General features: G+C 59.6%; 18 protein-coding genes. 6 read left to right on the top strand and 12 right to left on the bottom strand.

Annotation, left to right across the window (positions count from 1 at the left end):
* Positions 1–75: 75 nt before the first annotated feature.
* From speB to argH, 7 genes are all read right to left on the bottom strand, one after another.
* The gene (gene speB, locus CCGE531_RS25360; RefSeq protein WP_120668895.1) at positions 76–1,128 is read right to left on the bottom strand and encodes an agmatinase; all 1,053 of its coding nucleotides are present in this window, start codon (positions 1,126–1,128) and stop codon (positions 76–78) included.
* An 18-nt stretch (positions 1,129–1,146) separates the two neighbouring features.
* Positions 1,147–2,031: a polysaccharide deacetylase gene (locus CCGE531_RS25355; protein WP_120668893.1), complete on the bottom strand. Its 885-nt coding sequence runs from the start codon at positions 2,029–2,031 to the stop codon at positions 1,147–1,149.
* 10 nt (positions 2,032–2,041) lie between these two features.
* On the bottom strand, positions 2,042–3,433 hold the full coding sequence (locus CCGE531_RS25350) for an MmgE/PrpD family protein (RefSeq protein WP_120669425.1): 1,392 nt from the start codon (positions 3,431–3,433) through the stop codon (positions 2,042–2,044).
* Between the two features lie 125 nt (positions 3,434–3,558).
* Positions 3,559–4,389: an ABC transporter substrate-binding protein gene (locus CCGE531_RS25345; protein WP_162944002.1), complete on the bottom strand. Its 831-nt coding sequence runs from the start codon at positions 4,387–4,389 to the stop codon at positions 3,559–3,561.
* Between the two features lie 65 nt (positions 4,390–4,454).
* Entirely contained in the window at positions 4,455–5,225 is a 771-nt protein-coding gene (locus CCGE531_RS25340; RefSeq protein WP_120668890.1) for an amino acid ABC transporter ATP-binding protein, read from the bottom strand.
* 8 nt (positions 5,226–5,233) lie between these two features.
* Entirely contained in the window at positions 5,234–6,106 is an 873-nt protein-coding gene (locus tag CCGE531_RS25335) for an amino acid ABC transporter permease (protein ID WP_120668888.1), read from the bottom strand.
* A complete protein-coding gene (gene argH / locus CCGE531_RS25330; protein ID WP_120668886.1) occupies positions 6,103–7,569 on the bottom strand; it encodes an argininosuccinate lyase in 1,467 nt (488 codons plus the stop codon). Before argH ends, CCGE531_RS25335 begins: the two co-directional genes overlap by 4 nt.
* Positions 7,570–7,762: 193 nt before the next feature.
* Here argH and CCGE531_RS25325 point away from each other — a divergent pair, with 193 nt between their 5' ends.
* Positions 7,763–8,665, top strand: a complete 903-nt coding sequence (locus tag CCGE531_RS25325; RefSeq protein WP_120668884.1) for a LysR substrate-binding domain-containing protein — start codon at positions 7,763–7,765, stop codon at positions 8,663–8,665.
* 11 nt (positions 8,666–8,676) lie between these two features.
* On the opposite strand, the gene CCGE531_RS25320 is transcribed toward CCGE531_RS25325, so the two are convergent.
* A complete protein-coding gene (locus tag CCGE531_RS25320) occupies positions 8,677–9,153 on the bottom strand; it encodes a GNAT family N-acetyltransferase (protein ID WP_162944025.1) in 477 nt (158 codons plus the stop codon).
* A gap of 301 nt (positions 9,154–9,454) precedes the next feature.
* On the opposite strand from CCGE531_RS25320, the gene CCGE531_RS25315 reads away from it, so the two are divergent.
* The gene (locus CCGE531_RS25315) at positions 9,455–10,618 is read left to right on the top strand and encodes an aminotransferase (protein ID WP_120668882.1); all 1,164 of its coding nucleotides are present in this window, start codon (positions 9,455–9,457) and stop codon (positions 10,616–10,618) included.
* A gap of 7 nt (positions 10,619–10,625) precedes the next feature.
* Here the strand turns inward: CCGE531_RS25315 and CCGE531_RS25310 are convergent, their stop codons facing one another.
* The 4 genes from CCGE531_RS25310 to CCGE531_RS25295 all read right to left on the bottom strand — a co-directional run bounded on the left by CCGE531_RS25310 (position 10,626) and on the right by CCGE531_RS25295 (position 14,305).
* Entirely contained in the window at positions 10,626–11,150 is a 525-nt protein-coding gene (locus tag CCGE531_RS25310) for a flavin reductase family protein (protein WP_120668880.1), read from the bottom strand.
* Positions 11,151–11,166: 16 nt separating this feature from the next.
* Positions 11,167–12,519: an LLM class flavin-dependent oxidoreductase gene (locus CCGE531_RS25305; RefSeq protein WP_120668878.1), complete on the bottom strand. Its 1,353-nt coding sequence runs from the start codon at positions 12,517–12,519 to the stop codon at positions 11,167–11,169.
* A gap of 104 nt (positions 12,520–12,623) precedes the next feature.
* Positions 12,624–13,565, bottom strand: coding sequence for a LysR family transcriptional regulator (locus tag CCGE531_RS25300; protein ID WP_120668876.1), 942 nt, complete (start codon positions 13,563–13,565; stop codon positions 12,624–12,626).
* The gene (locus CCGE531_RS25295) at positions 13,562–14,305 is read right to left on the bottom strand and encodes a UTRA domain-containing protein (protein WP_120668874.1); all 744 of its coding nucleotides are present in this window, start codon (positions 14,303–14,305) and stop codon (positions 13,562–13,564) included. Before CCGE531_RS25295 ends, CCGE531_RS25300 begins: the two co-directional genes overlap by 4 nt.
* A 229-nt stretch (positions 14,306–14,534) precedes the next feature.
* Between CCGE531_RS25295 and CCGE531_RS25290 the strand changes: the two genes are divergently transcribed.
* From CCGE531_RS25290 to CCGE531_RS25275, 4 genes are all read left to right on the top strand, one after another.
* Positions 14,535–15,362 carry a transporter substrate-binding domain-containing protein gene (locus tag CCGE531_RS25290; protein WP_120668872.1) on the top strand — a complete coding sequence of 276 codons (828 nt, stop codon included), beginning with the start codon at positions 14,535–14,537 and terminating at the stop codon, positions 15,360–15,362.
* A gap of 99 nt (positions 15,363–15,461) precedes the next feature.
* Positions 15,462–16,103, top strand: coding sequence for an amino acid ABC transporter permease (locus tag CCGE531_RS25285; protein ID WP_120668870.1), 642 nt, complete (start codon positions 15,462–15,464; stop codon positions 16,101–16,103).
* Positions 16,100–16,768: an amino acid ABC transporter permease gene (locus CCGE531_RS25280; protein WP_120668868.1), complete on the top strand. Its 669-nt coding sequence runs from the start codon at positions 16,100–16,102 to the stop codon at positions 16,766–16,768. The genes CCGE531_RS25285 and CCGE531_RS25280 overlap by 4 nt, the downstream gene beginning before the upstream one ends.
* Positions 16,765–17,556 (top strand): amino acid ABC transporter ATP-binding protein, encoded by a 792-nt coding sequence (locus CCGE531_RS25275; RefSeq protein WP_120668866.1) that lies wholly within the window; start codon positions 16,765–16,767, stop codon positions 17,554–17,556. The genes CCGE531_RS25280 and CCGE531_RS25275 overlap by 4 nt, the downstream gene beginning before the upstream one ends.
* The last annotated feature ends 202 nt before the right edge of the window (positions 17,557–17,758 follow it).

The raw sequence follows: 17,758 nt of genomic DNA, 5'->3' as shown, positions 1-17,758 counted from the left end.
CCTTAAAGCGGATAAGATGCTCTAGGTTCAAAAGACTAGAGCGACCTTTGTGCGTTCAAATGAACGCACGGCGCTCTAGAGCTTCAAGGACGGGCTGAAGCGGATGAGGCTGAGAATCTCGAAAAGCATCTGAGCCGCCACGTGGGCGGTATTCGTGGTGGCGTCATATTGCGGAGCGACTTCCACCACGTCACCCCCGACGAAATCGATGCCCTTCAATCCGTGGAGGATTGCCAGCGCCTCTCGGCTGGTCAGCCCGCCGATTTCAGGCGTACCCGTGCCGGGGGCAAAAGCGGGATCGAGGCTGTCGACGTCGAAGGAGAGATAGGTTGGGCCGTCTCCTACGATCGCACGCGCTTTGTCGACGATGGCATCGATGCCCATGCGGGCAATATCTTCGGCATGGATGACGGTCATGCCGGCTTCATAGGAGAACTCCCACAGATATTCCGCAGCACCGCGAATACCGATCTGAATGGTGCGCGTGGGATCGAGAACCCCATCCAGCACCGCATTCCTAAACGGTCCTCCGTGATGGAACTTGGTCAGGTCGTAGGCTCCTCCGGTATCGCAATGGGCGTCGATATGGATCAGCCCGACCGGGCGCTTCTCGCCCACGGCCTTGAGGATGGGATGTGTAATCGAATGGTCTCCGCCGACGGCAAGCGGTACGACCCCGGCGCTGACGATCTGTCGGAAGTGGCGCTCGATATCCTCGTGACTGAGTTCCAGCCGATATCGGCTGCGAAACGGCACATCGCCGATATCGGCGACCTTCGCTTCAAAGAGGGGAGCGCATTTCAGGACGTGATTGTAAGGCCCGACCCGTTCGATCGCCCGCAACGCCCGCGGCCCGAAACGCGAACCGGGGCGATTGGTGACGCCGAGATCCATCGGAACCCCGATCAAGGCGACGTCGAGATCGCCAAAGTCCGGATTTTCGGCGTCAATCGGCCGATAGGGAGCATCGAGCAGGGTCGGCACGCCGCTAAAGGGCGCAGCACGCGTGCCGCTTGCCGAAAAGATCTTGTCGGCTACGGCACGGAATTCCGGATCGTGGATGTTGCCTCCATGTCCTTCCGAAAATTTTTCACGCAATTGCTGCAGTTTTTCGTGGTCGAATGCCATGTTGGATACTCCCGCTTCTTAAGCTGAAAGAGTTTTGCGCTCTGTTTCCAGTGCTTCAAAGTGATTTGTGATCTGCGCGCCGGTCGCGATCCAGACGTCGCCTTTCGACTGCACGTGGCGCAGGAAGTCGCGCAGTATGTGCCAGCGCATCGGTCGGCCGGACACCTGCGGATGCAGGACAAGCGTTGTCACTCCGCCCCATGCATGGGTTGTCTCGAATTCCTCGATCCAGAGAGGAAGCACTGCGTCCCGCCCGAAAAGCGGACGCGGACTCGTTCGGCTTGACATGCCGAAGTTCCAATCATCAAAGGCGAAGTTGACGGGGATTTCGACCAAGCCCGGCATATCGCCCGCGGATCGATGCCGGTAAGGCAGAATATCGTCGCGGAACGAACTCGAATAGCGGATGCCGGATTTGGAAAGATAGTCCAGCAATTCCGGAAAATTTTCGCCGGAGGGTGCGCGATAACCGACGGGCCGGATGCCGAATGTCTTCTGCAATGCCTCGAAACCGCGATCGATTTCCTCGAATGTCTCATCGAGTTTTTCCCGATCCGGCATCTTGTGCAGATAACCGTGATGGCCGATCTCGTGTCCGGCTTTGAGGATGCCTTCGCAGACTTTAGGATGCGCAAGGGCTGTCCATCCGGGCGTGAAGAAGGTTGCGTTCAGTGACAGTTCCTCCATCAGCTCAAGGATCTTGGCAATCCCGACACGTGCGTCATAGCCGCCGTGGGAGGTGGTGACCATACGGTCGACATTGGAGGGGTTATTGCCGATCCATGCGGTTTCCGCGTCGACGTCAAAGCCGATGAATAGGGCGCTTCGCGCACCGTTCGGCCAGATCATCGGCGGGGTTTTCTCAGCCGGATTGAGAGGGCGCGGGGTCAGGTCGTGGGTCATGGCAATATCCTCAGCAAAAGACCGGGCGGTTGTCCGCATTGCCTGCCAGCAGGGCTTCGAGCCGGCGGCAGTCTTCCAAATTCTCCAGATCGGCGAGCATGGTCCAAAGCCGATCAGCTTGCTCCAGTTCCAGAGTCATGGTCGTGAGCTCCTGAAACTTGGCAGAGACTGCGGCCGGCCGCATCGGCCGTTCAGCCGAGCCGGTGGCCCGCGGCACCATGCGCGAGGCGCTGGAGCCATCCGTGAAGATCAGCGTCACGACCGGTTCGTCGAGCGGTTGCATACCATCATCCACGATGAGGCGCATTCCGTCCATAATGTCGTGCAAACGCGGATCTGCCCGCCGTTCCGCCGAATAAGCCTGCAGCCCGGCGGTGCCGAAAATGCAACGCGCAGCAAGAGCGTAAGGCAGGCTCATCTGGGTCGGCGCCATCGCATCACTTTCCTTAGCGCCGCACATGCCCATCAACATGGGGCTCAATTGCACCTCGATCGTCGCTATCTCGGTGGCGTCACGGTCCGTTTCCTGAAGGAGGTCGTCCAGCGCATCCACGGCAGAATGGGCGCCACGGCAGGATGCGTAGGGTTTCAGGACAGCGCGCTTCACTTTCCAGCTTTCACCGAGCGCGTCGCTAAGCTTTTCCACCTCGCAAGCCGATTTGTTGAAGGAGCGGAAGAAGCCACCCCATACGTCGTCGAAGACCTTGGACGGTCCTGCAAAGCCTTCCGCGGCCAGCCGCGCGGCAAGCAGGCCTCCTTCGGCGGCACGGCCGGCGTGGATCTTCTTGGCTTGCGAACCGTCGTGGATGAAAGCCCACAGGCCGGACGAAAAGCTGGTCGCAAGCGTGATCGCATCACGTGTGGAAGAGGCATCGAGGCCGGAGATATTGGCGACGGCAGCCGCGGCTGCAAGGGTGCCGCAGGTTCCCGTCGAGTGCCATCCGAGGCTGTTGTGGCTGTCATATCCGCCGGTTGCCTCCAGAATCCGCCGCCCGACATCATATCCGGCCACCACGGCCACGATCAGGTCCTTGCCTGTTATCGTGAGCGATTCTTCCGCCATGGCAGCAAGGATTGCGGGCATGACGACGGCGCCGGAGTGATCACATCCCCCGGCATCGTCCAGTTCAAAGGCATGCGCCGCCACGCCGTTGATCAGCGCGGCGTCGCGGGCAGATACCCGCTCAGCGGTACCCCAGATTCTCGCGTTTCCCTGCGTCCGGCCAAGACGTCTTGCGATCCGGAATTCGTTCGAACGCCCGCCGGCGAGGGCGGCGGCAAATGTATCGGCGATATGGATTTTGGTCTTTTCGACAACATCAGCGGGAAGGGCTTCAAACCGGAGTGCCGAAATGAAGGATGCCAGTCGGTCGATCGGGGCGTCACCGAGAACGCGGGACATGATTGTCTGCTCTTTCATATCTGGGAATGATCGTCCCGAACGAGGCTGCCTTCATCAGAGCCGCCTTCACTGGGATGTGCTTTGCAGCCCCGGCGCTTCCACCCCGAGGCCACAGACGACTGGTGCTACTTTACGGCTTCGCCGTTGACGTAAATGCCGTCCAGCATCGCGCCTTCGAGGCCGTATTTGGCGAAGATCGTCTTATATTCGCCAGACGCCATCATCGCTTTCAAAGCCGCGGCATAGGCGTCGTGCAGCTCCTTGTCCTTCTTGGCAAAGCCGATGCCCTGATAGACGGCAGTGAAGGGTTCGCCAACGACTGCGTAGGTGTTCTTCTCCAGGGAAAGCAGGTAGGGGAGCGTTTCCGAACCCTGCACCGCACCATCGACGCGACCTTGCTTCAATTGGACACGGGCGTCAGCCGAGCCTTCCGTTCCGACAACTTTGATGGCGGGCAGGCCGGCGGCTTCGCAATGCGCAGCGCTCCACTTCGCCGTTTCGTCCGGGAACGAGGTGCGCCGGCTCATGCCAATCGTCTTGCCGCAGAAGTCGGTCGGGGTCTTGAATTCATCCTTGCGGGCAAAGGACGTGTAGAACTGCGCGCCCGATTTCATATAGTCCACGAAATCGAGCGTGTCTCGACGGGTGGGCAGGTCGCTCATGCCGCTATGGATGAGGTCGACGCGGCCAGTGGTCAGAGACGAGATCATCTGTTCGAAGCCGATATCGGACCATTCCACCGTGGTGCCGAGCTGTTTTGCAAGCGCGAGGCCAAGATCGATATCGAGGCCCATCAGTTTGTTGGTGGCCGGATCCTTGTATTCCATCGGCGGATAGTTCGCCTGGTTGGCGACGACAACCTTGCCGGCGGATTTGATTCTTTCCGGAAGGCCTTCGGCGTTGGCCGTGGTTGCGGCCGTGCATAGGGCTGCGAGCATGACGAGATGCGTGTTCATGTGGTTCCCCATTATTGACTCTGATTCAAAGCCGGAGGGCTTCTTGTTCCGCCAGCTTCATTCTCTCAACTGTGAACGGCTTTGATGAACTCCGCCGTTCTGGCGCTTTTCGGAGTGTTGAGAACCTCCGATGCCAAGCCTGTTTCGACGACTTTCCCTGCTTCCATGAAGGTGACGGTGTTAGCCACGTTGCGAGCAAAGCCCAATTCGTGGGTGACGACGATCATGGTCATTCCGGACGCCGCAAGATCCTTCATGACGTCGAGAACTTCGGAGACGAGTTCGGGGTCGAGCGCCGATGTGGGCTCGTCGAAGAGAATGAGATCCGGCTGCATGCCCATAGCGCGAGCAATGGCGACGCGCTGTTGCTGGCCGCCGGAAAGTTCCGACGGATAATGGTTCGCCTTCTCGGCAAGACCGACACGTTCCAGAAGGACGGAGGCTCGTTCATGGGCCTGCTCAACGGATTGTCCGAGGACATGCACCGGTCCCTCGATGATGTTCTCGATCGCGGTCTTATGCGGAAAGAGATTGAAGCGTTGGAAGACCATGCCGATGCGGCGGCGCTGACGGGAGATTTCCGCATCGCTGATTTGGTGCAGATTGTTGCCTTCGCGGCGGTAGCCGATCAGCTCGTCATTGACCCAGATGGCGCCGCCATCCATCCGCTCCAAAAGGTTGATACATCTCAGAAACGTGCTTTTGCCGGAGCCGGAGGGGCCGATGATACAGCTGACTTCGCCACGCACGACCTCCATGCTGACCTTGTCGAGGGCGCAGAAATCGCCGTAGTTCTTCGTGACGTCGACGGCCTTGACGAGAATATCCTGTTTCATGGTCGACCTCACATGGACGCTTTGATCGATTTCGAACCGCGTCCGAAATAACGCTCGATATAGTGCTGGCCGACTGAGAGGACGGAGACCACGGCGAGGTACCAGAAGCTGGCAACGAGCAGCAGCTCGAGAACGCGGGTATTGGCAAAGTAGATGATCTGGGCGTTGTGCAGGATCTCGGCATACTGGATAACGCTTGCAAGCGATGTCAGCTTCACCATGCCGATCACCTCGTTACCGATCGGTGGAACCATGACGCGCATGGCCTGCGGCAGCACGATGCGACGCAGCATCTTCATCTGCGTCATGCCGATGGTCCGGGCGGCCTCGTATTGGCCGCTATCGACGGAGAGCAGCCCGCTTCGGACGACCTCGGAGGTGTAGGCGCCCTGGGAAATGCCGAGGCCAAGCATGGCGGCGACGAAGGGCGTCATCACGTCAACGGTCCGGAATTCAATAAGGCCGTGGATGCCCATGGTCGGAAAGATCAGCGCCAGATTGAACCACAGCATCAGCTGCAGCAGCGCCGGCGCGCCGCGAAAGATCCAGACATAGCCGATGGCGATGCAGGAGAGCACCGGATTGCCGGAAATGCGCATGATGGCGATGAGGACGCCGAGCACGATGCCGACTGCCATGGCGGCTACGGTCATCAGCAGCGTATTCGTGAGACCGTCGAGAATGGCCGGCGCGAACAAGAACTCGCGGACATAGCTCCACTCTATCTGTCCGACACTGAAAGCACGCACCAGCCCTGCGAGCAGGACGAGTACGATGGCTGCCGCGACCATGCGGCCGATATGTCGCTTCGGCACCAAGTGCAGATGGGCGATCTCATATTTATCATCGCTGGGAGACTGGCTGGCGCTTGCGGCTGTCATCGATTTCGAAGCTCCTGAGGGTCGCTCTCTCCGTAGGTGGCACCGGCTGCTTTGATCGGCGCGCCGGCAAATGCGCGGCAGGCGTCGATTGCCGTTTCGAAGCGGGCAATCTGTTCGCGCACGCGAACCGGCGCGGTGGCGCCGTAGCCGGTGCGGCTGGCAAGTGCCTTGTCGAGCGTGATGGCGGCAAGCACGTCCTTCTTCAGCCGCTGATCGATCTTCGGCAGATCATCTTCGGTAAGCCCGGCAAGATCGTAACCGCGTTCCTCGCAATAGCGGACGACTGCGCCGGTGATCTCGTGCGCCTCCGCGAATGGCACGTTCTCGCCGACCAGCCAGTCGGCGACTTCCGTTGCCAGCGTGAAGCCCTTGGGAGCTTCTTCGCGCAGCTTCCCAATATCGAATTCCAGCGTTGCGATCATGCCGGCAAAGGCGGGCAGAACCAATTGGAGAATGTCGATCGTTTCGAACAGCACGCGCTTGTCTTCAGCCAAGTCGCGATTGTAGGCGAGCGGCATGGCCTTCATGGTGGCCAGGAAGCCTGTGATATTGCCGATGAGAGTGCCGGACATGCCGCGCGTCAACTCGGCAATATCCGGGTTCTTCTTCTGCGGCATGATGGAGGAGCCGGTGGAATAGGAATCGTGCAGTCGCACCCAACTGAACTGCTTTGAGCTCCAGATGCAGATTTCCTCCGCCAGCCGCGACAGATCGACCGCGACCAGCGAGCAGATAAACAAAAACTCGGCGACATGGTCGCGGGCGGCCACGGCATCGATGGAGTTCTCGCAGGCTGCCGAATAGCCGAGCTCGATGGCGGACAGGTCGGGACGGCACGCGATGCCGGAACCGGCAAGGGCCGCCGCGCCGAGCGGCGAGCGGTCGAAGCGGCGATCCCAATCCTCGAGGCGTTGCAGGTCGCGCAACAAGGACTGGGCGTGCGCCATCAGGTGGTGACCGAGGACGATCGGCTGGGCCGGCTGCAGATGGGTGAAGCCCGGCATGACAGTCTCGGCATGATGCGAAGCCTGATCCATCAATGCTTCCTGGACCGAGATGATCTCCCGCGAGAGCTCGCGCGCCAAGCGGCGCAGATAGAGGCGCGTGTTGTTGGCTGTTTGGTCGTTGCGGGACCGTCCGGCGCGGAGTTTCCCGCCGAGCACGCCGAGGCGTGCCATCAGCAGACGCTCGAGGAAGGTGTGGACATCCTCATCACCGGCAATCGGTTGCTGATGGCCGCTGGCAACATCCGTCTCGATGCCGTCAAGGGCAGATCGGATCGCAGTGAATTCGGCCTCGTCGAGAACGCCGGCCCGCTTCAATTCGGAAGCATGGGCGCGGGAGCCCGCGATGTCTTCCCGGAAAAGACGGAAGTAGGACAGCGGCGCGCGCGACAGATTGGCCAGGGCTTCGGACGGACCGGACTTGAAGCGTCCACCCCAGAGCTGCGTGGGCTCAGACATTGATGTCCCCTGTTTGTTTAAACTTTTGGCAATGCTCTTACGTGCTGATTTCTTCGGCAAGCGAAGTTATTTCACTACGCTATGACAAAACCGACTAGCTCGAATTTCGTCGGTGGACTATTGAAACTGATCGACGAACTGTAGCCATGATGGTCCTCATGGCTCAAATGATCGGCACTCGTGCGGAGAACTCATGGTATCGGGCCGACAGCACTTGCCTTCGATGACTGCCCTGCAGGTTCTGCTTGCGGTGGCGGAGAGGGGCTCGACGAGTGCTGCCGCGGAGAGCACATCCCTGTCGCAAAGCGCAGTCAGCAAGCAGTTGCTTGCATTGGAAGACCTGATCGGCAGTCCGGTCTTTACTCGAACGCCGCGCGGCATGATCCCCACGGAGATCGGTCTGATTTACATCGAACACGCGCGCACCGCGCTGAAGGCGATGGAAGATGCTGCATTGCGCGTCGCGCGTCTCAAACCCGGCCCCGGTGTCCTGCGCCTGCAGGTGCTTCCGATTTTCGGCGATCGCTGGCTGCTGCCGCGTTTCGTGCAGTTTGCTGAACAGCATCCGGAGATAGATGTGCAGTTCACCACCTTCGTGTCACCCACGCAATCGGAAACGGCGGACGGCATATTCCGTTTTCTCATTACGCCGAACAAAGGAGAGACTGCGCAGTATCTGTTCGGGCACGAGGTCCTGATCGTCAGTGCGCCATCCTATTGGGAGAAAAACGGGATTCCGGGCACAATCGATGAACTGGCCGATGGCGTCATGCTGGAACATCCGCAGACGCCGCTGCATTGGCAGCATTTCGTCGAAAGTCATGGAAAGCCCGATGTCACCGTACATCACATCACGCGGTTCGGCTATTACACCATGGTGATCCGCGCGGCCCTTGCCGGGCAGGGAATGGCGTTGATACCGCGCGGGCTCATTCTCGATGAGTTGGAGACAGGCAGACTGATCAACCCCAACGGCTTCGGATATCGAAGCGAATATGGATACTGGTTTGCCAAGCCTGAAGACATCTCTCCAGGCGCCTCGATGCGGACTTTCGAAGCGTGGCTGATGGGGCAAGCCGAGAGCACGCGCGACTGAAACAGATGTTGTCAGCGCATCAGTTTTTCGAGCGCCTTTCCGTCGAGACGATAGAACAGCTTATCGGGTTTGCGCGCGCCGCCGAGCCCGTCGTAGAAATCGAGAAGCTTTGCGTTTTCAGGGTCTGCGGTCCAGTCGATCCGGGCAAGTCCCCGCTCTCGTGCCAGCTCCGCGAGCGAGCGCATCAACTCCCGGCCTAACCCGCGACTGCGCTGCGCGACGCTCACGAAGAGTTCCTTCAGAAAGATGCCCGGTTTCAGGCCGGGTCCGGGATAGATGCCGGAGAAGGCGGCGAAGCCCAGGATGGCGCCGCTCTCCTCCACGACCAGGATCTCGGCGCCCGGAGGCATTGCCTTGAGCCCGGCAATGATTTCGGCTCGCGAGGGACAGGGCACCTGATAATGCGCCTGCATTTCTTCCATGAGGGCCGCAAGTGCCGGCAGCGCTGGATCGTTTGTCAGCAGAAGGCGGATTTGCGTGGCCACGATTCGCTCCAAGCTAGATTTCGGCCGCCGGACAGACCGCACGAGCGGACGGCCTCATTATGAATGAGCTTTAGAAGCCTGTTGCCGCTGCCGTCAATATCTCCGATGCGGCCGGGACAATCACCCGGCGGTTCGCTGAAAAAGTCTATCTCTCTAAAGTCTTCGGCCTTGAGCCGATCTTTTCTTGGTGTCAATCGAGCGAAGGATGAGGGACCACGCTGGGAGGAGCAATATGATCTAACAAAAGCAGTTGAGATTGCTGTCGATATCGGTGTAGCAATCGGTCTCCAAGGAACCCATCGTCATGCCATCCGCAATTCCCAATCCTTTCGTGACGCGGCTTTCGCCGCCGCCTATTCCCTCGGTCTTTGCGTGGGCGCGCGACTATGCCGGCGCTTACGGGCCGCTGATCGACCTGTCGCAGGCCGTTCCCGGCTATCCTGCCCATCCCGAAATGTTGCGGCTCCTTGGCGAGGCCGCGGCATCGCAGGCCATGACGGGCTATGGGTCGATCGAGGGAGAAATGGTACTGCGCGAAGCCTATGCGCGGCATGTGAGCGGCATCTACGGTGCGTCGATCCAGGCCGCCAATGTTCACATCACCTCCGGCTGCAATCAGGCCTTCATGTGTGCGGCCATCGCCCTTGCCGGTGCCGGCGACACGATCGCACTCACAAATCCCTTCTATTTCAATCATGAGACGACATTGTCCATGCTCGGCATCAAGCGCATGCTGGTCGAGTGTGATGCGGCCAGCGGCTTCCTGCCGGATGTTGCGTCGGCCGAGCAGGCGCTTGCTGCCGGAGCGCGGGCGCTTGCTGTCGTGACGCCGAACAATCCGACCGGGGCCGTTTATCCGCCGTCATTGCTGCATGATCTTTTTGCGCTGTGCCGGAGATATGGCGCTTGGCTTGTGTTGGACGAGACCTATCGCGACTTTCTTCCGGGCGATTACGGCCGGCCGCATGCGCTTCTGTCCGAGCCCGGCTGGGAGGAGACGCTCGTTCTGCTTTACAGTTTCTCGAAGTCGTTCTGTATTCCCGGTCACAGGCTGGGGGCGGTGACGGCGGGGCCCAAGCTTTTGGGCGAGATCGCCAAGATCATGGACAATATGCAGATTTGCGCCCCGCGCTCCGCCCAGGTGGCGGTAGCTGCCGCCTTGCCGGTGCTTGCAGATTGGCGGGCAGGCAATCGGCTCGAGATCGCCCGCCGAGCGGAGGCGCTGAAAGCCGTTCTATCTGATCTGCCTGGTTGGGACATCGCCGCGATCGGTGCCTATTTCGCGTTCGTGCGCCACCCCTTCGCCCACCAATCTTCTGCCGAGGTGGCCGAGAGGCTGGCAAAGCAGGCGGGTATCGTCAGTATCCCCGGAAGCTATTTCGGCGTGGGACAGGAACGCTATCTGCGGCTTGCCTTCGCCAATGCCGATGCGGCATCCATTGGGCTCCTGTCCAATCGCCTTCGGTGAAACAAAGCTAGTTGGTATGAACGAGATCAGCCGCAGCGCCGAGCCTTCGATAGCCACCGTCCCAGTATAAGAGCGGACTGGTATGGGGTCGCACGTCGATGGCGCAGACCCGGCCGATCAGGATCACATGGGAGTGATGGTGTATCGCTTTCTCCAGCTCGCAATCCAACACCGTCAAAGCGTTTTCCAGCGCTGCTGCCCCGGTTTTCAGGTGATACCAGTCGGCATCGCGGTAGCGCTCGGCGCCGCGGCGCCCGCCAAGGCCGGCAAAGGACCGTGCGATATGCTGCTGGTCCTCGGCCAATACGTTGACGCAAAAGCAACGATGGCGTTCGAGAATCGACCATGAGGAGGATGCTCGGTTCAGGCTGACGATAACCGAGGGAACGTCTGCCGAAAGCGACGAGACGGATGTCGCGGTGAAACCGGTACGCTCCTCGCCTTCGCCAACGGTGATGACGCTGACCGCGCCCGCAAGATGACGCATGGAAAGCTTGAAACTGTCCTGATCGATCGAGGATCCGTTTATCATCGGAGCAACTCCTTCTTCATGCGGTAACGGGACCTTTCGCAAAGCGATTTATGGGCCTGGAAAGGCCGAGGTTCTCGCGTAGTGTCCGTCCTTCGTATTCCTCGCGGAAGAGACCGCGGCGCCGCAATTCCGGCAGGACAAGCTTGACGAAGTCGTCGAGGCTGGAGGGCAAGGTCGGGAACATCAGGATGAAGCCGTCGGCTGCGCGCGTCTCGAACCATTCCTCCATGAAGTCGGCAATTTGCGTCGGTGTGCCGGTAATGCCGTTGCCGGTATGCTTTTCCGCATAATGGCGGACAAGCTCACCGACCGTGCGTCCGCTTTTGACGAAATCGACGAGCTCGTCGAATAAAGCGCGCGAGCCCTTGGGTGCAGAGGGGAGCCTGTCCATGGGGAAGGGCTGATCCAGCGGTACGCCGCGCAGATCGGCCTCGAGAAATTCCGACAGCATCAGCCGGCCGACATCCGGATGCATCCGGTCGATGAGATAGTTGACCTTGGCTTCCGCTTCGGCCTGCGTCTCCCCGACATTGATGACCACGCCGGGCATGATTTTCAGATCTTGCGGGTCGCGCCCATAGGCGGGCATACGGCCTTTGACATTGGCATAGAAGTCGCGATTGCGGTCGATGTTGGAGGCGAGGCTGAAGACGATCTCCGCAGTGCGCGCCGCCATATCCATGCCAGGTTCCGATCCGCCGGCTTGCGCGATCACCGGCCGGCCCTGCGGCGAACGCGCGATGTTGAGCGGCCCGCGCACCTGGAAGTGCTTCCCCTTGTGGTTCAGCGTGTGATGCTTCGTCCTGTCATAGTAGACGCCACTCTCCCGGTCGAGAAGTAGGGCATCCTCCTCGAAACTGTCCCACAGGCCGAACACGATATCGACGAATTCATTGCCGCGCTCATAGCGAAGCGCATGCGGATCCAGCCCTTCGCGGTTGAAGTTGTAGCCGGTCTCGTCGTGATCGGAGGTCACGACGTTCCAGCAGGCGCGGCCGCCGCTCAAGTGGTCGATCGACGCGAAGAGGCGAGCAACGTTGTAGGGCTCGTAGTAGCTTGTCGAGACGGTGGCGACGAGGCCGAGATTGCTGGTGGTGACGGACAGTGCCGCTAGCAGCGACAACGGCTCGAAGCGGTTCATCTTGGTCGGCATGCGGGCAAGCGCATCCGGGTCGCCGACGGCTGCGGCGGGCGAATCCGCCATGAACATGAAATCGAATTTGGCTTCTTCGGATCGCTTGGCGACGCTGAGAAGATGACTGAAATCATTGGCGCCGTTGACGTCGCTGGCCGGATGAAGCCAGGAGGCTGGATGAAAGCCGAAGGTGTAGACAAAAGTGCCCAGCTTCATTTTGTCGGTGCGCGCCATGCCGTTCTCCTGCTCGCCAAGCCCAAGGTCTGCGCAGATTATCGTCCTGCGATTTTTTTCATCAATATCGCAGCGCTGTCTTCCGTTTTAGTTTTTCTAAAAGTCTATGCCGAGGTCGACGGTGCGGATATGCGCCCCTGTTGACGGGAGATCGAAACAAGCCACTCGCGAAATGCGGGACCGAAGGGCTTTTGCAATGCTGCCCTGTCCCAGGCGAGGAAATAGCTCTCTTGCAACGGAATGCGGATATCGATGGGAATGACGAGCGTCTGTGCTTCCAGTTCATCCGCGATCATCGACATCTGCGCGAGAACGATGCCGCGCTTGTTGACGGCCGCATCGATGGCACTGCTCGACAGGGTGAAGGAAAGACCGGCGCTGCTCTCTTCAAGTGCTGCGCCCGTCTTGGCGGCGAATTCGCGCCAGCTCGGATAGGGCGTGAAATGCCGCTCCCATTCGACATGCAGGAGTGGATATTCGAGAAGCCGCGCGGCGGAGGGAGCCTTGCCCTTGATCAGTGCCGGCGAGCAGGCCGGGACGACCCAATCGCGGAACAGCTCCGTATAGTGTTCATGCTGCAGCACATCCGATCCGTAGCTGATGCGGAAATCGATATCGTCAAAGCCCATGCGCGGTTCCTTGTCGCGGCCGACGATCCTGACATACGCGTTCGGATGTAGGGCTTGCCAGTCGAAGATCCGGCGCCCGATCCACTTGTTGACGACGGAAGACAAGGCACTCAGGACGAGGGCGCTATCGTTGCGCGCCCGTTCCAGTATCTGCTCCGCAAGCGCGAATTGCTCGAAGCCCTTCGATATTTCCTGATGATAGAGCCGCCCCCATTGGGTGAGCTCCACGGTGCGGCCGTTGCGCTCCAGCAAGGTGACGCCGAGAAAGCTCTCGATCTTGCGGATCTGCTGACTGATCGCGCCGGGGGAAACATTCAGCTCCAGGGCCGCGGCGCTCACGCTGCCACAACGGCCCACAGCTTCAAAGACCTGCAAGCCCTTGAGCGGAACTGTCCTGATAGCCTGTTTCTCGGTCAAAAGGCGCTTCTCCGTGGCAGTTGATCCGTGATGCTTCTCTCTGTCGGGTGAAAGTCGCCGGCAAACTGGAAACGGTCGCCGGGATGGATGATCTCGACATAGGTGACCGTGCGGCTCATCTGCCATGTCTGGCGGATGAGCGTCAGGCAGGCCTCGCCGCGCTCGGTCTCAAGCAGGCGTGCCGTGGCGGCATCGGCCGAAACGGCGCGAATGACGTGCCTTGCCTTCGACCAGGGCACCATGTCCAGCAGCCATTTGCCGGGCGGAACCGAAGCAAAGTTTTCGGTTCTGGCAGACGGCACCATGGCGAGCATGATGATGCGCCGTTCCAGCGCATTGGGCTTGCCGTCCACCGCATGCAGGCAGTGAAGCCGCAGGATTTCCGCCCCCATTGGTTCGCTGAGCTGTGCCGCGGTTGCGGCATCCAGCGTCTCGATCTTTCGCATCAGTATCCTGTAGCTGTGGTCATGCCCCGCCAGCTCGGCCTCCGTGGAAATGTCCTGAATATCCATCACCGTGCGGTCGATCTGTCGCGAGGCGACGAAGGAACCAACCTTCCGGCGGCGTATGATCATGCCGCGTCCCGCCAAGGCCGAAAGCGCCTTGTTTACGGTCATCCGGGAACATTGATACTCTTGTACGAGCTCGTGTTCGAAGGGGATGCGATAACCGGGCGGCCAAGCACCGCTCACGATCCTGGCTTCGAGGTCTTCGAAAATTCTCCGATGAATTGAGACCAACACTCACCTCGATCCAATGATGACATTCAATTTCCGCGAAAGCCGCTTTTACTGGGTCCACTGCCGCTATGCGGCACAAATCTTGCGTTCATCGAGTTTAATGTTTGACAGTGTAGGCCAGCCTGTATCTATTTGTATAGACAAAAGCGGGTCATAGAAATCCGCTCTGTGGGACAATGCTTGGGGAACCTGGACCTTCCATCGGAAGGACAAAAAACTGGAGAGAAATATGAAAAAGAATTCGCTTCTGAAGGGGCTGGTCGGCGCCGTATTTTTGTTTGGCGCGACGATTTCTGCCCATGCGGCCGATACGCTTGCCGCCGTGAAGGCCGCCGGCACCCTGAAGGTCGGCACCGAGACGGCTTTCGCGCCGTTCGATTTTATCGATGCTGGGGAACATGTCGGCTTGAACGTCGATCTTTTTAACGAGATCGGCAAGGAACTCGGCGTGAAAATCGAATGGGTCACGCTGCCCTGGGATGGTGTCTTCCCGGCGCTCGAAGCCGGCAAGTTCGACGTCGTCGCAGGCCCGGCGACGATCACCAAGAAGCGCATGGAGCGCTATCGCTTCACACCGCCGCTTGCCGAGGCGACCATCGCCATCCTGAAAAAGGCCGGCGACAAGACGATCAACAAGCCTGAGGATATCGCCGGCAAGAAGATCGGCGTTGGCAAGGCGACCGCGCAGCTCGATCAGCTCAAGGAGTTTTCCGAAACCTTGCCGACCAAGGTCGACATTCGCGAATATCCGGCCTTTACGGAGTCCTATGCGGACCTCGCGGCCGGCCGCATCGCCGGCGTTGCCAACTCGCTTCCGAATATTGCTTTCGTCGCCAAGCAGCGCGAAGGCACGTTCGAAGTCGTTCTGCCGCCCTTCGGCAAGAAATCCTATTTCGGCTTTATCGGCCTGAAGGATGCCGATCATGCGCCGCTGATGGACGCAATCGATGCCGCCATGCTGAAGATCAAGGCTGACGGCCGTATGGCGACGCTGCAGAAGAAGTGGTTCGGCGCGAGCTTCGATACGCCGGATTCCGTCAAGGACCCGGCATTCTGATTGGTGACCGGAAATCGGCCGTGCCTGCGGTAGCGCCGGGGCATGGCCGAGGAATGCGAGCGGAACCCTCCTGACCGCCAAGCGGGCGAAATCTGAATCATGTCCATCAAGCTCTTCGAGTTGCTTCTGCAGGCATCGATCTACACGGTGACGATCAGTGTCGTGTCGATCCTCATCGGCTTTGCGATTGCGATCCTTCTTTCTGGAATGCTGCTATCGGGGCGTAGCCTTTTCGTGCGACCTGCTCAGATTTTCATCAGCTTCTTCCGCGGCGTGCCGCTGCTGGTGCAATTGCTGCTGATCTACAATCTGCTTCCAGTCATCGGCATCAATGTGCCGAGCGTCGTGGCCGCGATCATCGGCCTGTCGCTTTGCACAGCGGCCTACCAGGCCGAGAATCTGCGCGGCGGCTTTGCCAGCGTGCCTCTAGGCCTGGTGGAGTCGGCTGAAATGGTCGGTCTGACGCCGCGCCAGGTCTTCCGCCGCATCAAGGTTCCGATCGCCCTGCGCCTCACGTTTCCAGCTCTCGTCAACGAGGCGATCCTGATCCTCAAGGCGTCATCACTGGTCTCGGTCGTCGGCATCGTCGAATTGACGCGCATGGCGCAGGACCTGGCAGGCAGCACCTTCCTGCCGCTGCAGATTTTCGCATCTGCAGGCCTCATCTATCTGATGATCAACTGGTTGGTCGCGCTTGCCGGTGGCATGATCGAAAACAGATTGCCCGGGGTGCCGCGATGACCTTCGACATCAATGTCATCATCGGACAGTGGCCAGCCATCGTCAGCGGTGCGGGCGTGACGATCATGATCTGGATCCTGGGCACCATCGCTGCGGCCATCATTGGTTTCCTAATGGCGGTCGCCAGGCAATATGGCGGCATGCTTGTTGATAAGGCGCTGGGTGCCATTGTGGCCGTGCTGCGCGGCACGCCGTTTCTCATCCAGATCTTCCTGGTCTATTACGGCGGTCCCTTCGTCGGCCTTGATCTCGATCCATTGCCAGCCGGGTTGATCGGTATTTCGGTCTACGGCGCGGCCTATTTCAGCGAGATCTTCCGTTCGGGCTTTCAGGCCGTGCCGAAGGGCCATATCGAGGCCGGCGAATGCGTCGGCTTGACGCGGAGGCAGATCGTCTGGCGCATTCTGTTGCCGGAAATGACGATGCTGGTGCTGCCACCATCCGTGAACATGGTGGTCATCCTGATGAAGGAGACGGCGGTCTTATCCATCATCACCGTGCCGGAGTTGACGGCAACGCTGAGCGCTATCGGATCGCAGCAATATGCCTTCGTCGAAGCATTGTCCGTGCTGGCGCTCTTCTATTGGGTGCTCGTCGAACTCACCGGTTGGCTTGGCAATCTTGCCGAAACGAAACTTTCCAGATTCAGGTTTTTCAACGCATGAGCGTCCCCGCGATCGCAGTCAAAAATCTCGTCAAGTCTTTCGGAGAGACCACGGTCCTTCATGGCATCGATCTTGCCATCGAGCCCGGGCAGGTTTCCTGCCTCATCGGCCCATCGGGTTCCGGCAAGAGCACGCTTTTGCGCTGCATGGCTTCTCTCGAGGAGGCAACGCGCGGGACGATCTCCATCAACGGTGAAGTGCTTGGCTTCACCGAGGATTCTCAAGGACGGCGAGAGCGCATTTCGGCCGCCGCGAACCGTGCGATCCGCGCCCAGATCGGCATGGTATTCCAGCAGTTCAATCTCTGGCCGCACATGACGGCGCTCGGCAATGTCAGCGAGGCGCTGAAGATGGTTCACAAGATGAGCCGGAAGGAAGCCGAGGATGCGGCGATGGCGCAACTCGTTAAGGTCGGGCTGGAAGCCCGAGCAGGGCACTATCCCTCGCAGCTATCTGGCGGACAACAGCAGCGCGTGGCAATCGCCCGCGCGTTAGCGCTCAGGCCGAAGATCATGCTGTTCGATGAGCCGACCTCATCACTCGATCCGGAGCTGACGGGCGAAGTCCTGAACGTCATGCGCGATCTGGCGGCCGAGGGCATGACCATGGTTGTTGTCTCACATGAGATAGGTTTCGCCGCAACCGTCGGCCAGCAGATCATCTTCCTCGACCACGGCAAGGTGCAGTTCACCGGGCCGCCGCAGGAGGTCTTCAAGAAGCCGAGGAACTCGCGTCTTGAGCAATTCCTCGATACCTATCTCGACCGTGGTGCCTCGATGCTGCTTTAACTTATCGGGTATCCCCGTGGGCATTAGCCCAAACAGCTCGCCAATTCATCGTCGTGAATTTCATCTTGTCGATGCGATGGCAACATCCTTTTGTCCGCGACCGCGTAAAGAAGCCAAATAATTTACAGGTCGGTGGTTCGAGACCCTTCAAGACCATTACTCAAGCCGCTAACTCCGCGCAAAATGTTGTCGCGTTGCTTCA

The organism is Rhizobium sp. CCGE531 (genome assembly GCF_003627795.1).
GTDB lineage: Bacteria > Pseudomonadota > Alphaproteobacteria > Rhizobiales > Rhizobiaceae > Rhizobium.
Note: the sequence above shows the minus strand (reverse complement) of the source record. Positions and strands in the feature narration are given on the sequence as shown.

Coding starts and splice junctions, on each gene's coding strand:
- CCGE531_RS25340 (WP_120668890.1), bottom strand. CDS start 5,225: ATGAAACAGGATATTCTCGTCAAGGCCGTCGACGTCACGAAGAACTAC.
- CCGE531_RS25315 (WP_120668882.1), top strand. CDS start 9,455: ATGCCATCCGCAATTCCCAATCCTTTCGTGACGCGGCTTTCGCCGCCG.
- speB (WP_120668895.1), bottom strand. CDS start 1,128: ATGGCATTCGACCACGAAAAACTGCAGCAATTGCGTGAAAAATTTTCG.
- CCGE531_RS25325 (WP_120668884.1), top strand. CDS start 7,763: ATGGTATCGGGCCGACAGCACTTGCCTTCGATGACTGCCCTGCAGGTT.
- CCGE531_RS25345 (WP_162944002.1), bottom strand. CDS start 4,389: ATGAACACGCATCTCGTCATGCTCGCAGCCCTATGCACGGCCGCAACC.
- CCGE531_RS25285 (WP_120668870.1), top strand. CDS start 15,462: ATGTCCATCAAGCTCTTCGAGTTGCTTCTGCAGGCATCGATCTACACG.
- CCGE531_RS25335 (WP_120668888.1), bottom strand. CDS start 6,106: ATGACAGCCGCAAGCGCCAGCCAGTCTCCCAGCGATGATAAATATGAG.
- CCGE531_RS25290 (WP_120668872.1), top strand. CDS start 14,535: ATGAAAAAGAATTCGCTTCTGAAGGGGCTGGTCGGCGCCGTATTTTTG.
- CCGE531_RS25275 (WP_120668866.1), top strand. CDS start 16,765: ATGAGCGTCCCCGCGATCGCAGTCAAAAATCTCGTCAAGTCTTTCGGA.
- CCGE531_RS25280 (WP_120668868.1), top strand. CDS start 16,100: ATGACCTTCGACATCAATGTCATCATCGGACAGTGGCCAGCCATCGTC.
- CCGE531_RS25355 (WP_120668893.1), bottom strand. CDS start 2,031: ATGACCCACGACCTGACCCCGCGCCCTCTCAATCCGGCTGAGAAAACC.
- argH (WP_120668886.1), bottom strand. CDS start 7,569: ATGTCTGAGCCCACGCAGCTCTGGGGTGGACGCTTCAAGTCCGGTCCG.
- CCGE531_RS25350 (WP_120669425.1), bottom strand. CDS start 3,433: ATGTCCCGCGTTCTCGGTGACGCCCCGATCGACCGACTGGCATCCTTC.
- CCGE531_RS25310 (WP_120668880.1), bottom strand. CDS start 11,150: ATGATAAACGGATCCTCGATCGATCAGGACAGTTTCAAGCTTTCCATG.
- CCGE531_RS25305 (WP_120668878.1), bottom strand. CDS start 12,519: ATGGCGCGCACCGACAAAATGAAGCTGGGCACTTTTGTCTACACCTTC.